Annotated in this window: 14 protein-coding genes; 8 read left to right on the plus strand and 6 right to left on the minus strand. The window is 73.1% G+C overall.

The window, feature by feature from the left end; genetic code table 11:
* The first annotated feature begins 18 nt into the window (after nucleotides 1-18).
* Nucleotides 19-1,434, plus strand: a complete 1,416-nt coding sequence (locus tag AC061S_RS03670) for a short-chain fatty acyl-CoA regulator family protein (RefSeq protein WP_478684355.1) — start codon at nucleotides 19-21, stop codon at nucleotides 1,432-1,434.
* A gap of 388 nt (nucleotides 1,435-1,822) precedes the next feature.
* On the opposite strand, the gene AC061S_RS03675 is transcribed toward AC061S_RS03670, so the two are convergent.
* The 5 genes from AC061S_RS03675 to AC061S_RS03695 all read right to left on the minus strand — a co-directional run bounded on the left by AC061S_RS03675 (nucleotide 1,823) and on the right by AC061S_RS03695 (nucleotide 9,103).
* Nucleotides 1,823-3,268, minus strand: a complete 1,446-nt coding sequence (locus AC061S_RS03675; protein ID WP_478684356.1) for a serine/threonine-protein kinase — start codon at nucleotides 3,266-3,268, stop codon at nucleotides 1,823-1,825.
* Nucleotides 3,265-4,074, minus strand: a complete 810-nt coding sequence (locus AC061S_RS03680) for a serine/threonine protein kinase (protein ID WP_478684357.1) — start codon at nucleotides 4,072-4,074, stop codon at nucleotides 3,265-3,267. The genes AC061S_RS03675 and AC061S_RS03680 overlap by 4 nt, the downstream gene beginning before the upstream one ends.
* Nucleotides 4,075-4,559: 485 nt before the next feature.
* Entirely contained in the window at nucleotides 4,560-6,590 is a 2,031-nt protein-coding gene (locus AC061S_RS03685; RefSeq protein WP_478684358.1) for a DUF8189 domain-containing protein, read from the minus strand.
* A gap of 84 nt (nucleotides 6,591-6,674) precedes the next feature.
* Nucleotides 6,675-8,171, minus strand: coding sequence for a DUF8189 domain-containing protein (locus tag AC061S_RS03690; protein WP_478684545.1), 1,497 nt, complete (start codon nucleotides 8,169-8,171; stop codon nucleotides 6,675-6,677).
* Nucleotides 8,172-8,179: 8 nt separating this feature from the next.
* Entirely contained in the window at nucleotides 8,180-9,103 is a 924-nt protein-coding gene (locus AC061S_RS03695; protein ID WP_478684546.1) for an alpha/beta hydrolase, read from the minus strand.
* A gap of 391 nt (nucleotides 9,104-9,494) precedes the next feature.
* Here AC061S_RS03695 and AC061S_RS03700 point away from each other — a divergent pair, with 391 nt between their 5' ends.
* Nucleotides 9,495-10,586 carry an IS630 family transposase gene (locus AC061S_RS03700; RefSeq protein WP_478684359.1) on the plus strand — a complete coding sequence of 364 codons (1,092 nt, stop codon included), beginning with the start codon at nucleotides 9,495-9,497 and terminating at the stop codon, nucleotides 10,584-10,586.
* On the opposite strand, the gene AC061S_RS03705 is transcribed toward AC061S_RS03700, so the two are convergent.
* On the minus strand, nucleotides 10,548-10,901 hold the full coding sequence (locus AC061S_RS03705) for a hypothetical protein (RefSeq protein WP_478684360.1): 354 nt from the start codon (nucleotides 10,899-10,901) through the stop codon (nucleotides 10,548-10,550). The genes AC061S_RS03700 and AC061S_RS03705 overlap by 39 nt on opposite strands.
* A 204-nt stretch (nucleotides 10,902-11,105) precedes the next feature.
* Here AC061S_RS03705 and AC061S_RS03710 point away from each other — a divergent pair, with 204 nt between their 5' ends.
* The 6 genes from AC061S_RS03710 (at nucleotide 11,106) to AC061S_RS03735 (ending at nucleotide 20,512) form a co-directional block, all read left to right on the plus strand.
* Complete coding sequence (locus tag AC061S_RS03710) at nucleotides 11,106-12,770, plus strand: PLL family lectin (RefSeq protein ID WP_478684361.1); 1,665 nt, start codon at nucleotides 11,106-11,108, stop codon at nucleotides 12,768-12,770.
* Nucleotides 12,771-13,024: 254 nt separating this feature from the next.
* Nucleotides 13,025-13,372 carry an RICIN domain-containing protein gene (locus AC061S_RS03715; protein ID WP_478684362.1) on the plus strand — a complete coding sequence of 116 codons (348 nt, stop codon included), beginning with the start codon at nucleotides 13,025-13,027 and terminating at the stop codon, nucleotides 13,370-13,372.
* Between the two features lie 97 nt (nucleotides 13,373-13,469).
* Nucleotides 13,470-14,636, plus strand: coding sequence for a serine hydrolase domain-containing protein (locus tag AC061S_RS03720; RefSeq protein ID WP_478684363.1), 1,167 nt, complete (start codon nucleotides 13,470-13,472; stop codon nucleotides 14,634-14,636).
* Nucleotides 14,637-14,791: 155 nt separating this feature from the next.
* Entirely contained in the window at nucleotides 14,792-15,868 is a 1,077-nt protein-coding gene (locus AC061S_RS03725; RefSeq protein WP_478684547.1) for an alpha/beta hydrolase, read from the plus strand.
* A 175-nt stretch (nucleotides 15,869-16,043) separates the two neighbouring features.
* Complete coding sequence (locus AC061S_RS03730) at nucleotides 16,044-18,071, plus strand: serine/threonine-protein kinase (protein ID WP_478684364.1); 2,028 nt, start codon at nucleotides 16,044-16,046, stop codon at nucleotides 18,069-18,071.
* Nucleotides 18,072-18,109: 38 nt separating this feature from the next.
* Nucleotides 18,110-20,512, plus strand: coding sequence for an outer membrane protein assembly factor BamB family protein (locus tag AC061S_RS03735; protein WP_478684365.1), 2,403 nt, complete (start codon nucleotides 18,110-18,112; stop codon nucleotides 20,510-20,512).
* Nucleotides 20,513-20,576: the final 64 nt, after the last annotated feature.

The raw sequence follows: 20,576 nt of genomic DNA on the forward strand, positions 1-20,576 counted from the left end.
CGACGGTGGAGGAGTCCGGTGAGCAAGACGTACGCGGGGGCGCGCCTGCGCAGGCTGCGCGAGGAGCGCCGCATGACCCAGGCGGACCTGGCCAGGGTCCTCGGCATCTCACCCAGCTACCTCAACCAGATGGAGCACGACTCGCGCCCGCTCACCGTCCCGGTGTTGCTGCGGCTGACCGAGGCGTTCGGGGTGGATCCCGGATTCTTCTCGGAGCGTGACACCAGCCGCATGGTGGCCGACCTGCGCGAGGCCCTCGCCCAGCAGGTGGCCGAGGCCCGGGTGTCCCCCTCGGATCTGGCGGAGCTGGCCACCCGGATGCCGGCCGTGGCCTCGGTGCTGCTGGACCTGGGCCGACGGAGCCAACTGCTGGCCGAGCGGCTCGCCGACGCCGCCGACGGCCGCGATTCGGTGGCGGAGGCTCCGCGTTCGCCCCACGAGGAGATCCGCGAGTTCTTCTACCGGCGGCAGAACTACCTCCACGACACCGACCTCGCCGCCGAGGGCCTGGCCGGCGAGATCGGCATCCGCCCCGGGGACGTCATCCGCGCGCTCACGCGCCGCCTCACCGACCGCCACGGGATCCGCGTCTGCGAGGACTCCGACCGGCTGCACCGCTTCGACGCCGCCGCCCGGGTACTCCATCTGTCGAACCGGCTCCGCCCGGGACAGCAGGCCTTCCGGATGGCCACCCAGCTCGCCCTGATCGAGTACGGGGACGAACTCGACCGGCTGGCCACCGAGGACTTCACGCCTGGTTCCCCCACGCATGCCCTGGCGCGGATCGGCATCGCGAACTACTTCGCCGCCGCCCTGATCCTCCCGTACAGGGCGTTCCACACCGCGGCGGAGGAGTTCCGCTACGACATCGAGCGGCTCACGGACCACTTCGGGATCGGTTACGAGACTGTCTGCCACCGCCTGAGCACCCTGCAACGCCCCAGGCTGCGCGGTGTCCCCTTCTCCTTCGTCCGGGTCGACCGGGCCGGAAACATGTCCAAGCGGCAGTCCGCCACCGGATTCCACTTCTCGCGTGCGGGCGGAACCTGCCCGCTGTGGAACGTGTACGAGGCCTTCGCCGCGCCCGGCCGGATCCACGTCCAGATCGCCGCCATGCCCGACGGGCAGCGCTACCTGTGGACCGCCCGCGCCGTCACCCGGCACCGCGGCGGCTGGGGAGAGCCCGGCAAGACCTTCGCGATCGGGCTCGGCTGCGAGATCCGGCACGCCTCCCGGCTCGTGTACGCGGACGGCCTGGACCTGGACAACAGGTCGGCCGCGACCCCCATCGGCATGGGCTGCCGCCTCTGCGAACGCCTCGACTGCCCCCAGCGGGCCGTCCCGCCCCTCGGCCGGGCCCTGGCCATCGACGAGAACAGCACCACGTTCATCCCGTACCCCGTCACGGTCGCTCCCGCCTCCGCCCGCGACTGAGCCGGAAGCCGGCCGCTCACTCCATGCGGCGGGCCGCGGCCGCGGTGACGGGCTCACCCGCCCGCACGCCGTGCAGGACATGGGCGAGCACCTCGGCCCCGCACCTGCTCAACCGCGGCCCCGGACACGAACATCGTGGAGACGAGTGCCATGGACTCCTGCAGGTGAGCGGGCCCCGTGGGCGCACACGACTCCGCTGGTCACATGGGAGCAATACTGCAATCGTCGGCAGCGGCCGACACCTGCCAGTGCCGCCGAAGCTCCGCGCGCCCTCACCGCGAACACCGGGACCCTTCCCGCCCTGTCCCTAGGCCCCCGTGCTCCCTGGAATCGGCGGCACCACGACTGTGCGGCGTTCGACCGGCTCCGGCGCTCGCGCGCCGGGGCGTCAGCGCCCGGTCGCGGGGTGCGGGCATCCCTGCAGGGCCGGGCGGTCCTTCGTGCGGACGGCGGGGAGCCACGCTGCGGGGGGTGTGGAGCCGGGCGGGAGGCGGACGTGGAACCAGCGGGTGGACTGCAGGTCCGCCTCGTCGATGACGGCGCGACCGTCGGGCAACTGGCAGTCGACGGCGAGGACGTCGCCGTGCCACACCCGGGACGGTACGACGTTGTCCGCGGTGTACTGGAGCATCGGGTCGATCGCCAGGCCCAGACTGCACTGCGGGTCCCGGTCGGCCCGCTCCTGGCAGGCCTTCTCCGCGTTGAACACCCGGATCGTGCCGGCCGCCGCGCGCTCCAGGCCCTCCAGTGCGGAGGAGCTCGCCCGTGCCGCGTCCGACCACAGGGTCGTACCGGCGATCCCGCAGAGCGCGGTGGTGAGGATCGCGGTGCGGGCCCGGCCGAACAGCCGTCCCACGCCCCTCCCCCGCGCCGCCTGTTCGTCGGCGATGCGGGCGAGCAGGCTCTCCGCGGTGTGCTGGACACGTGCCGCGTGGGTCGGCGCGAGGCAGTCGGCGGCCAGTGCGCGCCAGAACGGCGGCACGGCCTGGTCCATGCGCAGCGGCGCGCGCCCTTCTCCGTACTCCTGGACGGCGGCGCCCCGTGCCATCGGCGTGGCGCCGGAGAACGGGGAGGCGCCGGAGCCGAACACCTCGTGGATGATGATGCCCAGGGCCCAGATGTCGGCACTCGGCCGGACCTTCACGCCCAGCTCGCCGAGGGGTGCCCGCCAGCGCTCGGGCGGAAGGTAGTCCAGGGTGCCCATGGGGGGTGCGTACCCGTGGGTTCCCGTCATCCGGGTGGCGAGCCCGAAGTCCGAGAGCTTCACGGAACGGTCGCCGTCCAGCAGGACGTTCTCCGGCTTGAGGTCGGCGTGGACCCAACCCGACCGGTGGAGGTGGGCGAGCCCCTCGCAGATCCCCGCGATCAGCCGGGCGCGGTCGGCCTCGGCCACCCCGGCGTCGAGGAGTTCGCGCAGGCTGCCCGCGGCCCGCTCCATGACCAGCACGATCGCGCCGTCCAGGGCGGGGCGGTCCGGTGCCTCGAGGACGAAGGAGTCCAGGAGGCGGATCAGCCGTGCGTGCCCGGCCCTGCGCCCCAGTTCGACCTCCCGGCGGGCGGATTCCACGATCCTGCGCGTCTGGCGCGGAGCGTACCCGGCGGTCGGCATGATCTTGAGCGCGATGTCCGCCGGTGCCGCGGACGGGTGCGCGGGAGCCCGGCCGGTCCGGGCCGGGGCCGGGTGCCTGTCGGCGGGCTGTGCGGCGTAGACCGTGGACCAGCCGCCGGCCCCGATCAGGTTGGTGATCGTCCAGCCCTGCACCCGGTGGCCGGGTGGGAGCAGGTCCGTGCCGTCGCATTCCGTGATGTCGCGCAGGGCGTGGGGCGTCGTCATCGCGCGGTCTGCCGCTCCCGTCCGCCGGCCCCCGTCAGAGGTGGCAGCAGCGTCAGGTGTTCCTCGCGCACGAGCCCGAACCGCAGCGCGAGCCCGACGATCTCCTCGCGCTTGCCGTTGCGGCGGTCGCCCTTGCCCGGTTCGCGCGGGTCCGAGGCGCCGATGCGCAGCTTCTCCTCGGCGAGGTAGTCGATGTGCGAGCTGACCGCGCGCGCGGTCAGGGTGGTGCAGGCGGCGTGGCCCTTGAGCCGTTCGACGATCTGGGGGGTCGTGGGGACCGCGACGCGGGACTGGTCGCGCAGGCGCGGTTCGCAGAGGGCGACGAGGACGAGGAAGTACGTGGCCGTTTCGTCCAGGGAGTACGCGGTGACCGTGAGGCGGCCCCATGGGGCGCCCATGGCTTCCGGATCCAGGTAGATGTGGTCGGGTGCGAACACCTGGAAGGAGACGGGGACATCGCTGCGGGTGGGCAGCACGACGCGTGAGAACTCGAACGGGACGGGCGCCCCCACCCGGCGGGGCGGAACCCTCAAGTACTCGCCGGCGCCCTCAGGGTTCTCCACGAGGTAGCTGTGGGTGGTGCTGTGGTTCGTCAACTGCCAGTGGTCATCGGTCACGCGGATCTCACCGGCGAGCCGGGAGATCGCCGCGTCGGCGAGACGGAGCTCTACGGGGATCGTGGCGGAGCCGCGTCCGAAGCGGGCGACTTCGCCCGGTCCGAGGCGTAACGTCACGGCGTCGCCGTTCGGTTCGCCGCCGTCGGCGCCACTACACCCCTGCGGCAGATGGACGACTACACCGCTCACCGCTCCCCCCGTTCCCCACGTCGTGCCTGACCGTGAGTGGAACAATACTCATCTCTCAAGGGAGTTCATCGGCGCACTTCAGCCACTTCGGCCGGGGTGGTCCGGCGGGCCGGGCCGCCGGGCCGGACTGCCCGCACCGGCTGCCCCGGGAGGCTCCCGAGGGCCCTGTCCGGGAGGCTCGCCGGCCCCCTCCGCTCGGTCGGCGCCGCTGTGTCCCGGGTCACCCCGACTCTGTGTCGGCGGTGGCGGTTTGGGGTCGTTTTCGACTCTCTGGCGAGCGGATCGGCGGAAGTCGTCGTGCCGCGGCGGGCGAGGACCGCGTACCGTCGCCGTGGGCGCCCGCGCGGGATCCGCCCTCCCGCCCCCGGTCGCGGACGTCCCGTCCGGGACCTGCCGGGGTGGGGAAGGTCACCTGCGCCGTGGGGTCACGGCGCCGCGGAACCGACCTTTCGACTCTTTCACTTGGCGCGATCCGCACTCCCGGCTCAGAGTGCGGGACCGCCCGATACGACGGGTGCGACCGCCCGGTCACCGAAGGCCGTCCACGGCCGCCAGCCGCCGCTCGGCTGGGCCTGGACGCGGGTGCGCATCCGGCCCTCGGTGGTGACGGCGAAGACGTGCGTGCGTCCGGCGGGGTCGAGAGCGGCCGCGGGCGGGGCGGCGAGCCTGATGCCGGGCTCACCGAACTCCTTGCCGGAATCCCAGCTTCCGCCGGGGGTGGTCTGCCAGCGGTGGTCGAGCCGGGCGCCACCGGGCGTCAGCGAGAACGCCTCGAGGCGGCCGTCGGCGTTGGCGGCGAACGCCGGGGCGGCGGCGCTCCAGCCGAACATCGGCAGCCATTCGTCCCAGCCTCCGTTCGGCACGGACTGCCGCCGGCTGAAGGTTCCCACGCCCGACGGTCCGATCGCGGCGACGGCGAGCCGGCCGCTGCCGTCCCGGGCCACCCGCGGCGCGGCGCCGGACGCGGTGCCGAAGCGCTGCCACGCGGCGGTCCAGGCGCCGCCCGGCGTCTCCTGCCACCGGTGGAAGATCCCGGCGCCGCCGGGCGAGAGGGCGAACACCTCCAGCCGGCCGTCAGCGTTCGCCGCGACCACCGGTGGCGCGCCCGCGGCCCCGCCGAAGCCCGTCTCCCACGGGTCCCAGGCCGGGGATCCCGGCGCCCCCTGCCGTCGCCGGGCGACGGAGGCGCCGCCGGGGCTCAGGGCGAACACCTCCAGCCGGCCGTCGGCGCCGCGGGCGACGGCCGGGGCCGCGGCGGCCGGGCCGCCGAACTCCTCCCAGTCGTACCAGCCGCCGTCCGGACGCTGGGCCCGGTGGTGCAGGTTGGCGCCCTCCGGGGCGAGCGAGAACACCTCGAGCGCGCCGTCGGCGTTGCGGCCGAGCGTGGGGACCGCACCGGCCGGCCCGCCGAACTCCTCCCACTGCGACCAGGTGTCGGTGTCCGGGTCGAGCTGGACACGCCGGAGCATCGAGCGGTCGGAGGCGTCGAGCGCGAACACCGTGAGGCGGCCGGCGGCGTCGAGGCCGGCCACGGGGTTGTCCGTGCTCTGCCACGGCGGTGGCGTGTCCCGCCACTGGAGGAGTGCTACGTGCAGGCCGCCCCGGAACCAGCCCGCGGCGCTCGCGTACCAGGTGTCCCCGTCGGCGACCACTTCCACGGCGTGACCGGGTACGTGGCCCGCGTAGCCGGCGAGGTCGAAGTGGAAGGGGTCCCGGGACGCCAGCACGTCCGTGCCCTCGTAGCCGCCCCGCGGCCCGATGAACAGGTAGTACCAGCCGTCCCGTTCCACGACGTACGGAGACTCGGTGACCGAGACGGTCGTGTCCGTGGTCGCGTCGGTGAACACGGTGCCCGGTTCGCTCCAGTGCAGCAGATCCGCGGACCGCCGGCAGGCCACGACATGGCGGCCGCCCGGGCCCGAGAGTTCCGTGTAGTACATGACCCACTCGCCGCCGACCCGCAGGACCATCGGGTCACGCGCCGCGAGCCCGCGGAACAACGGGCCGGAGGGCTCGCGCGTCCACGTGAACAGGTCGGACGAGGTGGCGAGGTTGATCGCGGCGCCGCTCGCACCGCCGGCCGCGTAGAACATCCAGAACCTGCCGCCCGCCTCCACGACGTGGGGCGCCCACAGGTGCTCCTCGCCGAAGTAGGACGGGGCGACGGTGAGCGCGTCGGCGTGGGTGGTCCACGGACCCTTCGGGCTCGGCGCGGAGGCGTGGGCGAAGGACGTCTCCCTCGTACTGTCGGGGGATTCACCGCGCGGCGCGCTGCGTCCGACGATGCTGAACAGGTGCCAGCGGCCCTGCGCCTTGATCAGCGTGTGGTCGTTGAGATAGCGCGGGCCATCGGAGGTGGAGGGGTCGTAGACGTACGTGAAGGGTCCCGCGCCGACCCATCGAGCGGGCGGTGCGGCGTCGGCGGCCCGGGCCGCGGCCCGGCCGTTGCCCAGGAACGGGAGCGCGCCCGCCCCTGCGGCGCCCAGCAACAGGTTCCGTCTGCTGATCGGAAGCATGAGTCTCTCCAGGGAGACCGCCTGGTCGGCCGGGCCCCTGCGGGCACGGCCGACCACGGGTCGGGTTCGGGCGGTCGGAAGGCGTCAGTCGAGGGCGGGGCCGGCGGTGTTGTTGAGCCACATCCAGTCGGACCAGCTGGAGAAGCCGGTCTGCCACCTGTGGTAGGTGCCGGCGCGGCTGGACCCGAAGACCTCGATCCGCCCGTCGGCGTTGGCGACCGCCGTGACTTCGGTGCCGCCGCCGCCGAAGGCGGACCAGCCGCCGTACGACGCGTTGACGGCTGTCTGCCAGGCGTGCATGGCCGTGCTGCCGTTCATCGCGAAGACCTCGACCCGTCCGTCCGCTGTGCGCACACTGGTGAGTTGCGCGTCGGCGGGACCACCGGTCGGCTCCCAGTTCGACCAACTGGTCGGGCTCGTCTGGTACTTGTGGAACACACCCTCCGGGCCGGAGGCGAAGACCTCCAGGCGGCCGTCGGCGTTGTGATCGACGGTGAGGTCGTGGCCGCCGCCGCCGAAGGCGTCCCAGTTCGACCACCCGCCGTTGGGGGCCGTCTGATACTTGTGCTGGAAGGTGCCGCTGCCCAGGGCGAACACCTCCAGCCGGCCGTCGGGCGACTTCTCCATCTCCACGCGGCCGTTGGCGGGGCCTCCGCCGGTGGGCTCCCAGTCCGACCAGCCGCCGTTGGGGGCGACCTGGTACCTGTGGAAGAGGCCGGACGGGTTGGAGGCGTAGACCTCGATCCGGCCGTCGGCGTTCACCCCGGCCGCCGTGTCGCGCCCGCCGCCGCCGAAGGTCTCCCAGTTCGACCAGCCGCCGGAGGGAGAGAGCTGCCAGCGGTGCTGGAAGGTATCGCCGGCCAGGGCGAACATCTCCAGGCGGCCGTCGGCGTTGGGTGCGATCGCCAGTTCGGCGTTGCCCGGCCCGCCGAGCGGCTCCCAGGCCGACCAGTTGCCGTTCACTTCCTGCTGCCAGGCATGCTGCACACCATCGGCGCCGGCTGCGAACACCTCGAGGCGTCCGTCCGCCGACCGCGCCGATACCACCCGGCCCGACTCCGCCGGATACACCAACGGCTTGGGCCGCGGACCGCTGCCCGGGGTGCACGGCAGCACGACGCCGCGCTCCGCGAGGTAGGCCTCGGGGTCGATGCCGTAGGAGGTGGACCGGTCCCCCCAGATCCGCAGGTGGAGGTGGGGGCCGTCTACGTTGGTGCCCTCCGCGCCCACCAGGGCGATCTGCTGGCCCGCCACGACGCGGTCGCCCTCGAAGACGTCCCGCCTGGACATGTGCCCGTACTCGGAGATCCTCCCGTCGGGGTGCAGGACGCGGATCCACTGGCCGTAGTCGCCGGTGTATCCGGAGATGGTCACCTCGCCGTCGCCCACCGCGTAGATCGGTGTCCCGACATCGGCCGCGATGTCGACGCCGTTGTGGCCGCTGTGGAAGTGCTGGGACACGGGCCCGGTGGTAGGACAGGCCGCGGTGAGATCGGCGGTCCGGGCCGCGGCCGGCCCCGTGGCGGCCAGCGCCGACAGCGCCGAAAGGAGGACGGCGGTCGCCGCGAGAACGCGGCTCAGGGGGCCGTTCACGCCTTGCGCAGCCGGCCGATGACGCCGTTGATGTCGTCCTGCAGCAGATTCCGGCGGACCCAGTGGCCGCCGTCCACCTCATGTTGCTCGTAGGGGATGCCCGCACGGTCGAGGTGCCACTTGAACTCCCGCTGGGTGGCGAGCACCACGGTCTCGTTGGCGTAACCCTGGATGTCCTGGGGGCTCGTGCCGGCGACCAGGAAGACCCGCTTGTGCCGGTAGCTCTCGACGCGCTCGCACGGGTTGTCCGCGCTGACCCGGGCCTGGTCCCAGAAGGGCACGCCGTAGACGCTGCCGCCGCCCAGTTCCACCGCGGCGGAGGAGGCGTTGGCCCAGTGGGTCACCACATCACCATTGCCCCCGCGCAGGTTGGCCGGGCCGGAGTGGGCGCTGACCGAGGCGAAGTGGCCGTAGTACTTGGCCGCGTACTTCAGGGCGCCGAAGCCGCCCATGGAGAACCCGGAGACGGCGCGGCCGTCGTACTCGGCGTAGGTGCGGAAGTTCGCGTCGATCCACGGGATCAGCTGCGCGATGTGGAAGTGCTCCCAGTTCCGGGCGCCGACATTGGAGCTCAGCGCGTTGGAGTACCAGCCGGCGCGCCCGCCGTCGGGCATCACGACGATGAGGTCCTTCCAGGCCGTCAGACCCCGGATGTCGTGGTGCGCGTCGAAGGTGATGAAGTCCTCCAGGCCACCGTGGAGCAGGTAGAGAACGGGGTAGCGGCGCCCGCTGGTGTGGTAGCCGTCGGGCAGCAGCACGTTGACGGCCGGGGTCCAGCCGCCGATGGCGGAGGTCTGGAACCGGTAGTACCACATACGGTGATCCTGCTCGCCACGTTCCGTGATGCGCAGGCCGAAGCCGTCACCGACGGCGGAAGCGGTTGACGCGGCGGCGAGGACTCCCGCGCCGGCCATGGCCATCGCGGCCGAGAGGCCGCCGGCGGTCTTCAGGATGCTCCTGCGGCTGGGGTGCTGCGCGCTCACTGTGTCCTCCTGATCGGGAGCCTGACGATGCGTCTGGAAGGTAGCAACGGCGCGCGGGCCGGGAGACCCCGGAGAATTCCGGACTGACAGGCGTGGGCGCGTCGGCTAAGGGCGGTAGGGGGAGCTGCCGGACCGCCGCCGGCGGCGTACGGAATCCCGCACTTCATCGCCTCGGACCGGCAGGGACCGGGCACGGGCTACGGGTGCGCCGCGGCCAAGGGCGACATCTGCGCGCCGGCCGACATCTAGTGCTGTGACCGGGAACGTTCACCGGGTTGCTCGTTGTGCTGGTTGGAAATGAGTTCTCCAAGCAGCGTGGGGAGGCGGGATGGCGAAACCGGTCCGGGTTCGGGGGCTGACGGAGCAGGAAGGCCAGAAGCTCCAGCACATCGTCCGGCGGGGCAGTACGAGTTCGGTGCGGTTTCGGCGGGCGATGATGCTCCTAGCTTCGGCCGGCGGCAGCACGGTCCCCGTCATAGCCCGCCTGGTCCAGGCTGACGAGGACACCGTCCGCGACGTGATCCACAAGCTCAACGAGATCGGGCTCGCATGCCTGAAACCTCGCTGGGCGGGAGGCCGTCCCCGCCTTCTCGATCGTGACGACGAGGACTTCGTCGTCCAGACGGCCACCACTCGCCCGACCGTGCTGGGCAAGCCCTTCACCCGCTGGTCGATCCGCAAGCTCGCCGATCACCTGCGGCGCAACTGTGCCCGCCCCGTCCTCATCGGCCGGGAGGCCCTGCGGGGCTTACTCGCCCGCCGCGGGATCTCCTTCCAGCGCACGAAGACCTGGAAGGAGTCCCCGGATGCGGCCTTCGACGCGAAACTCGCCCGGATCGAGTACGCGATCAATGAACGGCCGGACCGCACCTTCGCGTTCGACGAGTTCGGGCCCTTGGGAATCCGCCCCACCGCCGGCTCCTGCTGGGCCGAGCAGACCCGGCCCGACCGCCTGCCGGCCACCTACCGGCGCACCCACGGAATCACCTACTTCCACGGCTGCTACTCCGTCGGCGACGACCAGATGTGGGGGATCAACCGGCGCCGCAAGGGCATCGACCACACCTGGGCCGCCTTGAAAACGATCCGGGCCGCCCGCCCGGACGGCGCCCCGATCTACGTGATCCTCGACAACCTCTCCGCCCACCTGAACTGGAGAATCCGCAGGTGGGCGGCCCAGAACAAGGTCGAGCCGTGCTTCACCCCGACCTACGCCTCCTGGGCCAACCCGATCGAAGCGCACTTCGGACCGCTACGGCAGTTCAGAGCACCAGAGCACCATCAGCGGCTACGTCCAGGGCTACAACAGGTACCTGGCCGAAGGCCTGGGTGCGGCCGATCACGAAGCTGGACGTCTACCGGCACGCGCACGCCGGGGTCATCATGGGCAGCACCGACGTGCTGCTCGACGGTCAGGTGAACGCCGAGGTGAACGCCGCACCCCCGGGAGCCTCGGCCGCCGCCGCTCCGGGCGGCCGTCCCCGTTGTGCAGGGTCTTGCGCAGCCGGTAGACGTACGCCAGCGCCACGTTGGCGACCGGCGGCTCCATCTCCGAGACGCCGTCGCGCAGTTCCTGCTGATGGGCCGTCCGGCCCGCGTACCGTGCCGGCGCGGCCAGTACGGCTTGCCGGCGCAAGTGCCCCAGTTTCAGGGGCCGCCCGTCCTGCCGTGCCTGGACCGGTCCGAGCAGGGAGATCTGCGCCTCCGAGCCGGTCGGCCGGCCGGTCCGGCCCATGCGGTCGACAGCGTAGTGGTGGGGGTGCCGTGGGAAGCATCCGGAACGATCCGGAGTGACAGGGGCGATGGTGCCCGGTGAACTCTGTGTGCCCGGACTCCTCCGGCCGGTGCCCGACGCGCGTCGAACAGGTCGGCCGCCGCGGTCGGCAGCCGAAGGCCCAGCGGATACCGCGCACTTCACTTCACGACAGAGGGGAACACCATGGCGATATCCGGCTTGTGCCGCATGTTCACCAGGCTGGCCTTCGTGGCCGGCATATGGGCGCTGGTCATCGGTATGACAGCCTCGATCGCCTCCGCCGCGCACGCTCCCGTTCCGGGCCCGGGCGGTGACCGCTCCGGCGTCTCGCGGTACTTCAGCGGCCCGCAGGGCTTCGCCATTCCGACCGTGCCGTGCGATCCGGCCGGCGCGTCGGCCACCGACGGCATCATGGCCGACCAGCTCAACCCCCAGTTGCACGCGAAGATGGCCGGCTACCTGGACGCCTACAAGGTGTCCTGCGCACGGATGGTGACGCAGGCGGTGAAGGACCGGGGCCTGAACCAGAGGGCCGCGACCATCGCCATCGCCACGGTCATCGTGGAGTCCAGCCTCAACAACTACGCCCAGGCCGTCGACTACACCAGTCTCGGGCTGTTCCAGCAGCAGGACTGGTGGGGAACCCGGGATGAGCGTCTGGACCCGGTCTACGCCACCAACGCCTTCTTCGACGAGGTGGAGCGGATGTATCCGGGCGGCTCGTGGAACAACGAGGCGATCGGAGAAGTGTGCTGGAACGTTCAGCGGCCGAGGGAGGACCTGCGCGGCCTGTACGCCATCGAGGCGGACGACGCGGCACTCATCGCCAACGCCCTGTGGTCCGGTACGAGCGCAGGCGGCCCCAAGCACCCGTACGCGTCGGGCCGGGTGACCACCGGGCGGTCCGCGGACGGGCGGCTCGAGGCCTTCGCCGCCGGCGCGGACGGCGTGTACCACTCGTGGCAGACCGCGGTGAACGGCGCATGGTCGCCGTGGCGCTTCGAAGGGGGGCCGCGCAACGCGCAGTTGGCCGTGGCATCCAACGCGGACGGCCGACTGGAGGTGTTCGCGCTGTCGGACAGCACTTTCGACCACATGTGGCAGACCGCGCCCGGCGGGAGTTGGTCGGCTTGGGCGAACTTCGGCGGAGGAGGATACCGACTGGCCGCGGGCAACAACGCCGACGGCCGCATCGAGGTGTTCGCCTCCAACGCGACGGGCGTGTTCCACCGGTGGCAGACCGCGCCCAGCGGCGGTTGGGCCGGCTGGGAGGGCACCGCGGGCGGCCCGGCGAACTCCCGGCTCGCCATCGAGACGGCGGCCGACGGGCGCCTCGAGGTCTTCGCGCTCTCCGACTCGACCTTCGAGCACCTCTACCAGACCGGAGTCAACGGCGGCTGGTCCGCCTGGGAGAACTTCGGCGGCGGCGGTCACGACCTGTCCGTCGGCTACAACCAGGACGGCAGGCTCGAGGTGTTCGCCTCCAATGCCAACGGTGTGTTCCACCGCTGGCAGACCAGCCCGACCTCGTGGTCGGAGTGGGCGGGCATGGGCGGCATCACCAACGCCGAGCTGACCGTCGCGCGGTCGGCCGACGGCCGGGTCGAGGTGTACGCGATCAACGCCAACGCCGCGAGCCACGCCTGGCAGACCCGCCCGAACGCCCCGTTCTCGGAGTGGGAGACCTTCGGTGGCGGCGGCACCGAGATCGCCGCGGGCAACAACGCCGACGGCCGCATCGAGGTCTTCGCCACCAGTCACGCCGGTGTCTACCACAAGTGGCAGACCGGCTTCGCCACGTGGTCGGAGTGGGCCTGGCTGAACGATGCCGGGCCGGCGATGACCTAGGCCGTCTCTTTCGGATCTTGCCTGGCCCGCGCCGCCCGGCACCGCACCTCGCCGCACTGCCGGGGCACCCGAGTACGTCCAGTACGCGGGAGCCCCGGCAGCGCGCCTTCGCCATCTCCGCGGCCGGGCCCGGCAAGCACCATGCGTCGCGAACGCCGCTGTCACTCCGGATGGTTCCGGGTGCCCTGCCCCCTCCCTCAACTCCTAGTTTGTGGCCAGCCAGTCCCACGGACACGAAGGAGACGACGGATCACATGCGCGTCACGCGAACGCTTCTGCTCGGCGGGGCCCTTGCCCTCGCCTCCCTCACCCCGGCGACCGGCGCCCTGGCCGCCACCTCCGGGTCTGCCGGCCAGGCGAGGACGTACGACGCCGTCCAGTCGTTCCAGAACCAGGCCACGAGCCGGTGCATGGACGACACCGTCAACGGTTTCCGCACCTGGAGCTGCAACGGGTCGAATCCGCAGCAGTGGAGATTGCACGTCTGGGGGGACGGGACGCGCCAGTTGACGAACATCAACACCGGCCGCTGCATCGAGGACAGCTCCCAGGGCTTCCGCACCTGGGCGTGCAACAGCCTTCCGTACCAGAGCTGGTCCTGAGCCCGATGGCGACGCACGGCGAAGCCACTCCCCTTCCTGCAATTCCTGCAGTTCCGTCAACTCCGGCAGACGTTTCCCTCCACGAGGAGCAGGTTCGATGAAGTTGAAGCTGACCGCGTTACGGTTCTCGCTCGTCCTCGGCGTGGCCGGTGCACTCCTGGCGCTGCCCACGGCCGCACAGGCACAGGTCCAGGCACAGGCGCAGACCCCGGCCCAGGCGACCGCCGACCACGCCGCCACGCTCGCGGCCCTGAACGAGCTCAAGGCGGGCGGCGGTCCCGGGGCGGGCGTGTACGCGGGGACCCGCGACGCCTCGTGGAACCTCTCCACCGGCACGGCCACCATCAACACCAGCGATCCGATCGGCCCGGACGAGTACTACCGCGTCGGGAGCCAGTCGAAGACCTTCACCGCCGTCGCGGTCCTGAAGCTCGCGGAGGCGAACGGGATGGGCCTCGACGACCCCATCGAGCGGCACCTGCCCGGTGTGGTCTCCGTGAACGGCTACGACGGGAACCGGATCACCGTCCGGCACCGCCTCCAGCACACCAGCGGCATCCCGACGAACGGCCTCCCGCTCCCGCAGGCCGGCCCGAACGGCTCGTACACGCTCGCGGCCCTGGTGAAGGACGGACTGCGCTTCGCCCCGGCCTCCCAGCCGGGCGCGGCCTTCCACTACTCGAACACCAACTACGAGATCCTCGGCATGCTGATCGAGAAGATCACCGGCCTGCCCCTGCACCAGGCCGTCACCCAGCAGGTGATCCAGCCGCTCGGCCTGGCCCACACCCGCCTCCCCTCCCCCACGGACCGCGCCGTGCCGAGCCCGGCGATCCACGGCTACCGGGGTACCCGGATCGGCTCCTTCTTCTTCTGGTTGGACGGGACGGCGTTCGAACCGTCCACCTTCTACGCCTCCGGCGCCGTCATCTCCACGCTCCGGGACATGACCGCCTTCTACCAGGCGATCGTCGACGGCACGGCACTGTCGCCCGCGAACCTCGCCGAGATGGAGAAGACCTTCGAGCTCGGGCAGCCCGGCTCCGGGAACGGCTACGGCCTCGGGATGCTGAAGATCGCCCTGCCCTGTGGCGGCACGGCCTGGGGACACGATGGAGCCGTCCCCGGCTACTACTCGCAGACGCTCGTGACCGAGGACGGGCGGCACGCCTCCGTCATGACCAACGCACATCTCGCCACGAACATCCCGGGCGCGCAGATGTACAAGACCCTGACCAGCGCCCTGTGCGAGACGCCGTCCTGACCCTGGCCCTGACCCTGGCCCTGCCCCTGCCCCTGCCCCTGCCCCTGCCCCTGCCAGCTGACCACCACAAGACCGGCCTCACAGAAGAGAGAACCACCGTGCGATCCCTGCTCACCGGCGCGGCCCGCTTCCGCGCCGCCATACGGGCCACCGCGCTGACCGCCGCCACCGTGGCGGCGGTCGCGGCGACCGCTCTCACCGGCTCCGCGGCCCACGCCGCCGGCGTCGCCGTCGCCGTCGCTGTCGCCGACGCCGACGCCCCGACGATCCCGGCCTTCGCCGACGGGCAGGGTCTGACCCAGGTCGCCGGAGCCACCGAGGTGCGCTCCGAGACCGACTTCACCCTCACCGTCACCACGCCGCAGCTCTCGGGCCGGCACAAGGTACGCGTCTTCCTGCCGAGCGGCTACTACGCCGAGCCCGGCAAGCGCTGGCCGGTGACGTACTTCCTGCACGGCGGGGGCGGCAACGTGAACGACGCTGCCGCGGCCCCGGCCCTGCGGGACGACCGGATGATCACCGTCGTACCGGACGGCGGCCTGAAGGGCTGGTACGCGAACTGGCGCATGCAGAACACCGCCGAGGGCGCCGCCAACTGGGAGACCTTCCACCTCCTGCAGGTGGTCCCCTTCATCGACGCCAACCTGCGGACCCTGCCCGACCGCGGCCACCGCGCGGTCGTCGGCCTGTCCATGGGCGGCTTCGGGGCCCTGCACTACGCCCAGGCCCGCCCCGACCTGTTCGGGCGCGTCGCCTCCCTGTCCGGGGGCATCGACTTCGGCCTGTGGGAGGTCCGTGCCGCGGTGCTGGCCACGGAGCTCAACCTGACCGGCGCCTGGTGCGCCTCCACCACCTCGGGTACCGGCGACTGCACCGGCTACGGGCCGGTGGTGGACAGCGACGCGATCTTCGGCTCGCCGTACGCGATCTTCAACGACCGGATCTGGAACGAGGTCAACCCCGCCTCGCTCGCCAACCTGGGCAAGCTCGCGAACACCGGGGTCACCCTCTACACCGGCAACCAGGGTCTGATCGACGGCAAGACGGCGGTCGCCTCCACGAACGTCGCGAACCGCCTGAACCAACTGGGCATCCCGAACCGCTTCGTCAACTACGGCAACGGCTCCGCCCTGTCGCCCACCTGCAAGGGCGACCACACCTACGGCTGCTGGGCCCCGGCCCTCGCCGACTACATCCCCCGCCTCGCGAACGAGTTCGCCCAGGCCGGCTGAAGCACCCCGCTCATCCCCTCCCGTCCGCGACGATGGAACGGATGGTGTCCACCGACCGAAGGGTCCCCCGGCGCCGCGCGCCCGGCGCCGCCGAGGTACGCCCCGCCCAGCCGGGGATACGTCAACTTCGTTGATTCCAACGATGCTTGACGGCCGCCCGCATACGATCAACGGCATGACACCAGTGATCGCCCCGTTGCCGGGCGGTACGCCCGCCCAGCTCGGAGGTCACCGGATCCTGGGGGTGCTCGGGGCCGGCGGCATGGGGACGGTCTACCTGGCCCGCCGCCGGGGGCGTCCGGCCGCCCTCAAGACCATCCGCCCCGAACTCTTCCGCGACGCGGACCTGCGCGAGCGGTTCACCCGCGAGGCCGCTGCCGCGGCGGCGGTCCGCAGCCCCTTCGTCGCCAACGTGCTCGGCTCCTCGACCGCCGAGCAAGTGCCCTGGATCGCCGCCGAGTTCGTCCCCGGCGCGACCCTCGCCGCCGCCGTACTGCGGCACGGACCCCTGCCCGCGCCCGCCGTGCGGGTCCTCGCCGGGGCGCTCGGCCGGGCGCTGACCGCCCTGGGCGCGGCCGGAGTCGTACACCGCGACCTGAAGCCGTCGAACGTCATCCTGGGCGCCGACCGCCCCCGCGTCGTCGACTTCGGCATCGCCCGGGTGACCGGCGACGCCACTTTGACCACGACCGGGCAGCGCCCCGGAACGCCCGGCTACATGTCGCCCGAACAGGTGGTGAAGGGCCCCCTCGGGCCGCCGAGCGACGTGTTCTGCCTCGGCGCGCTGCTCGTCTTCGCGCTGACCGGCCGGCACGCCTTCTACGACGGAGACCCGGTCCGCTCGGACTTCCGCATCGCCTACGAGGCCCCCGACCTCACCGACGTTCCGGCCGAGCTGGCGCCCGTGATCCGCGGCTGCCTCGAGAAACAGCCGGAAGACCGGCCCGCCGCCGCGGAGGTGGCCGCCGAACTCGACCCGCAGGGCTCCGCCCTGCGCGCCGCCACCCGCTGGCTGCCGCCCACGGTGCTCGCCGACGCCGCCGAGATCGCACGGGCTGCAGCCGCCCTGGGCGCCGGCCCGGGGCAGCCGAGCCGGCGCCGGGTGCTCACCGGCGTCGGGGCGGCCGTGCTCCTCGCGGCGGCCGGCGCCACCGCCCTGCGCACCCTCCAGGGCGACGACGGCCCCGGCCGCACCCCCGCCCCCCGCTGGAGCGGCCCGCCCGGCACGGTGCCGGGGCCCCTGTGGTCGTACGACGGCGCCGCGGCGCGGCCGGTCTTCGGGCCGGTCGACGTCGACCGCCGGGTGTGCTTCGCGGACGGTGGCGGCGAGCTCCTCCTCCACGATCCGGTCTCGGGCGAACGGCGCTGGCGCGGACCGGTGGTGCGCGACCTCGTCGGCGGCCGCCGACCCGTCGCCCTGGACCCGGACGGCGCCCTGCTGTTCCTGGACCCCGGCAGCGGTACCGTCCGCCACCGCGCGCGCCGCGGGGTGACCAGGCTGCTCGGCGCCGACGAGGACCAGGTGTACGTCCTCGACGCCGACGGCCGCCTGGCCGCGCTCAAGCGGGCGGACGGCGCGGTGCGCTGGCGCGTGCCCGTCCCCGTGTCGGGCGCGGTGCTCTCGGCGGCCGCCGGGTACGGGCGGCTGCTCCTGGCCTCCGCCGCCGACGGGGTGGTGGCCCTGTCCGCTGCCGACGGCGGGTCCGTGTGGCGGCGGCCCGCCGGCACCGACGGCTCGCGGATTGCCCTGTCCGCGCGCGGAGTGCTGCTGGGCGGGGCCGGAGGCCGGACGCTGACCTGCCTGGACCGGCAGCGCGGCGAACAGCTGTGGACCCTCCCCGCGGACGACAGCGCGGGCTTCGGCGTGCCCACGCCGGCCGGTGACAGCGTGTACGTCGCCGACGGCCGCCAGCTCCGGAGCATCGACGCGAAGACCGGAGCCCCCGCCTGGACCGTGCCGGCCGCCGAGGAACTGGCCCAGGACCAGGCCCCGTTGGTGTCGGGATCCGGGATCTTCGCACCGCTGCGGACGCCCGACCTCGGCATCCTCGTGGTGCACGGCGGGCTGGCGGCCGAACAGTACGTGTTCGCACCGGCCCCGGCCGGGGAGGTCCGGGCCGACGTTCCCTGGCGGGGCGCGGTCGCCGGAGGCAGCGTGATCTGGCAGCGCGGCAGCGCCGTCCGCGCCCTGCCGGGCATGTGACCGGTCCCGAGCGGGGCCACGAGACAAGGGGGGAACGCATGGGGGGCGGACGTCTGGAGGAGGGCTTGCGCCCCGAGGACCCGCGGTCGGCCGGGCCGTACCGGCTGCTGGCCCGCTGGCCCGGGCCCCGGCCGGCGCCGCCGCGGGGCGGCATGTACGTCGGCCGCGACCGGGACCACGGGCACGCCGTGGTGTGCCTGCTGCCCCCGGCCGCGTACGAGGCGGCCGAGGCGCTGCACCGTGGGCCGGTGCCGGGAGTGCCGCACGTACTGGACCTGAACACCGGGACCGAGCCCTCGTGGGTGGCCCTCGCGCACACCCCGGCCGTGTCCCTCTCCGACGTGGGGCGGCGGCCCGGCCCGGCGTCCGGGATCCTGCCCCTGGAACAATCGGTGCGGCTCGCCGCGGAGGTCGCCGACACCCTGGCCGCCCTGCACGCCCGGGGCATCAGCTACGGCGCCGTGGCACCCGACGGCGTCTGGCTCACCACGGGCCGCCCGCTGCTGATGGCGCTGCACTCCTGCCGCATGCCGTCCGCGGCCGCGGCACCGCGCGAACCGGCATCGGAGCGTGGCCGGGGTGGCGGGCCGCGACCCGGCGCAGGGTTCGGGGGGCCGGAACCGCACAGCCGCGTGTCGACCGTGCCCGCCGCCTTCATGGCCCCGGAAGTGGCCGCGGGCCGGCCCTCCTCCACGGCCGCCGACGTGTACTCCCTGGCGGTGTTGCTGCTCCACACGGCCACCGGGCGGCTGCCCTTCGGGGACGGGCCGCCGGCCGTGCTGGCCTACCGCGCCCTCCACGACCGGCCCGAACTGCCCGACCTGCCGGGGGAGCTGGGCGAGGTGGTGGCCGCGATGCTGGCAGCCTCCCCGGCGGACCGCCCCACCGCCGCGGAGCTGTGCCGGACTCTGGCCCCCGGCGGGCAGGACGCGGAGCGGACACCGGACCCGCTGCCCGGCCGGGTCGTCGCCGCGCTGGCCGCACGCACGCAGGCGATCGCCGACCTGGAGATCGCCGATGCGGACGCGAACGGGGATGCGAACGGGGACAGGGACGGGGACGGGGACGGGGACGGGGACGGGGACGGGGCCAGGCATGCGGACGACCGGGCCCCGGCGGACGCCGATGCGCACGAGCCCCCGCACCCCGCCACCCTGGCGGCGACGCCCCCGGCCCCCGGCCCGCTTCCGGCCCCGACCACCCCGGACGCGCCGGCCCCGCCCACCCGCCGCCGGGTGCTGTCCGGCCTGCTGACCGGCGCGGCGGGAGCGGCCCTCGGGGTCTCCGGGACCCTCGCCTGGTCCGCCCTGACCCGCGAGGACAGCCGCACCGGGCCGTCCGCGGCGGGCGGCGGTTCCGGTACGAGCCCCCGCGTGCCCGGCATGCCGCCGGCCGCCCTGTGGCGTGTGGACGACCCGACGGCCCGTATCCGGCTCCTCCCGGTGAGCAGTGCCGACCACTGCCTGATGACGCGCGGCGATGTCCTGTACGGGCACGACCTGCGCACCGGCAAGGAGGTGTGGCAGCTGCCCGTCGGCGACAACACCTCGCCCGTCCAAGTGCCCGGCGACCGCTTCCTGACGGCCACGCGCGAGGGGCTGTCGCTCTGTTCGATGCGCGACGGCCGTACCCAGTGGCTCCAGCGCGACGAGCAGCTCGCGCGGGTGCTCGCCGCCGACGGCGCCACCGCGTGGCTGCTCGTGTGGGACGGAAGTCCGACGGGCGGATACCTGCTGGCGGCGTTCGACCTGGACCACCGCAAGGAGCTGTGGCGCACCCCGCTGCCGAGCGGATTCGGCACCACGCAACTCGCCACCGCCGTCGGTCCCGAGACGGTCGTCGTGGAGGTACAGGTACCCCGGCAGATGTTTCAAGACGTCACGGCCGTCCGGACCCTCGCGATCGCGGGCTTCGAGCGGAGCAGCGGACGCATGCTCTGGAACCGCTCCTACCCCGACGTGCACGGCGGCCCGGCCTCCGTGGTGGACCCGGCGGGCGGAGGGCGGCTGTTCCTGCTCTCCGGCGGTCGCGCCCACGCCTACGACCTGAAGACCGGCACCCGGCTGTGGGAGTCGCAGGCCCTGGTCGCCGGGACCAACGCCCCGCCCCTCTTCAGCGGCGGAACCCTGTACCTGGCCGACGACGGCACGGGCCCCATCGTCGCCGTCGCCCCGGACACCGGCCGGACGCTGTGGGAGCAGACGCTCACCGAGAACCTGGCGTGGAACATGCTCGGGAGCATGGTCGCGAGCGCCTCGGGACGCACCCTCTACCTCTCGACCCTGCACCAGGTCACGGCGACCGGCCTCCCCTCGGGCAAACGGCTGTGGCAGACCGGGCTCGCGGGGGTGGAGGCCCGGGAACCGTTCCAACTCGCCGCGGTCCCCGGCACCCTGCTCGTCGCCCGGCCGTCCGCCGTCGTCGCCCTCCCGGCGGACTGAACCCGCGCCCTCATTCCCACGGCCCCCGCCGAAGCCCGCCGACGCCCGCCGCCGCAAGCACGCA

The organism is Streptomyces sp. CA189 (assembly GCF_056428985.1).

Bases quoted from the DNA above. Each gene is read 5' to 3' on its own strand.
- AC061S_RS03675 (WP_478684356.1), bottom strand. From the start codon at position 3,268: ATGACGACGCCCCACGCCCTGCGCGACATCACGGAATGCGACGGCACG.
- AC061S_RS03685 (WP_478684358.1), bottom strand. From the start codon at position 6,590: ATGCTTCCGATCAGCAGACGGAACCTGTTGCTGGGCGCCGCAGGGGCG.
- AC061S_RS03695 (WP_478684546.1), bottom strand. From the start codon at position 9,103: ATGGCCATGGCCGGCGCGGGAGTCCTCGCCGCCGCGTCAACCGCTTCC.
- AC061S_RS03700 (WP_478684359.1), top strand. From the start codon at position 9,495: ATGGCGAAACCGGTCCGGGTTCGGGGGCTGACGGAGCAGGAAGGCCAG.
- AC061S_RS03705 (WP_478684360.1), bottom strand. From the start codon at position 10,901: ATGGGCCGGACCGGCCGGCCGACCGGCTCGGAGGCGCAGATCTCCCTG.
- AC061S_RS03710 (WP_478684361.1), top strand. From the start codon at position 11,106: ATGGCGATATCCGGCTTGTGCCGCATGTTCACCAGGCTGGCCTTCGTG.
- AC061S_RS03715 (WP_478684362.1), top strand. From the start codon at position 13,025: ATGCGCGTCACGCGAACGCTTCTGCTCGGCGGGGCCCTTGCCCTCGCC.
- AC061S_RS03720 (WP_478684363.1), top strand. From the start codon at position 13,470: ATGAAGTTGAAGCTGACCGCGTTACGGTTCTCGCTCGTCCTCGGCGTG.
- AC061S_RS03730 (WP_478684364.1), top strand. From the start codon at position 16,044: ATGACACCAGTGATCGCCCCGTTGCCGGGCGGTACGCCCGCCCAGCTC.
- AC061S_RS03735 (WP_478684365.1), top strand. From the start codon at position 18,110: ATGGGGGGCGGACGTCTGGAGGAGGGCTTGCGCCCCGAGGACCCGCGG.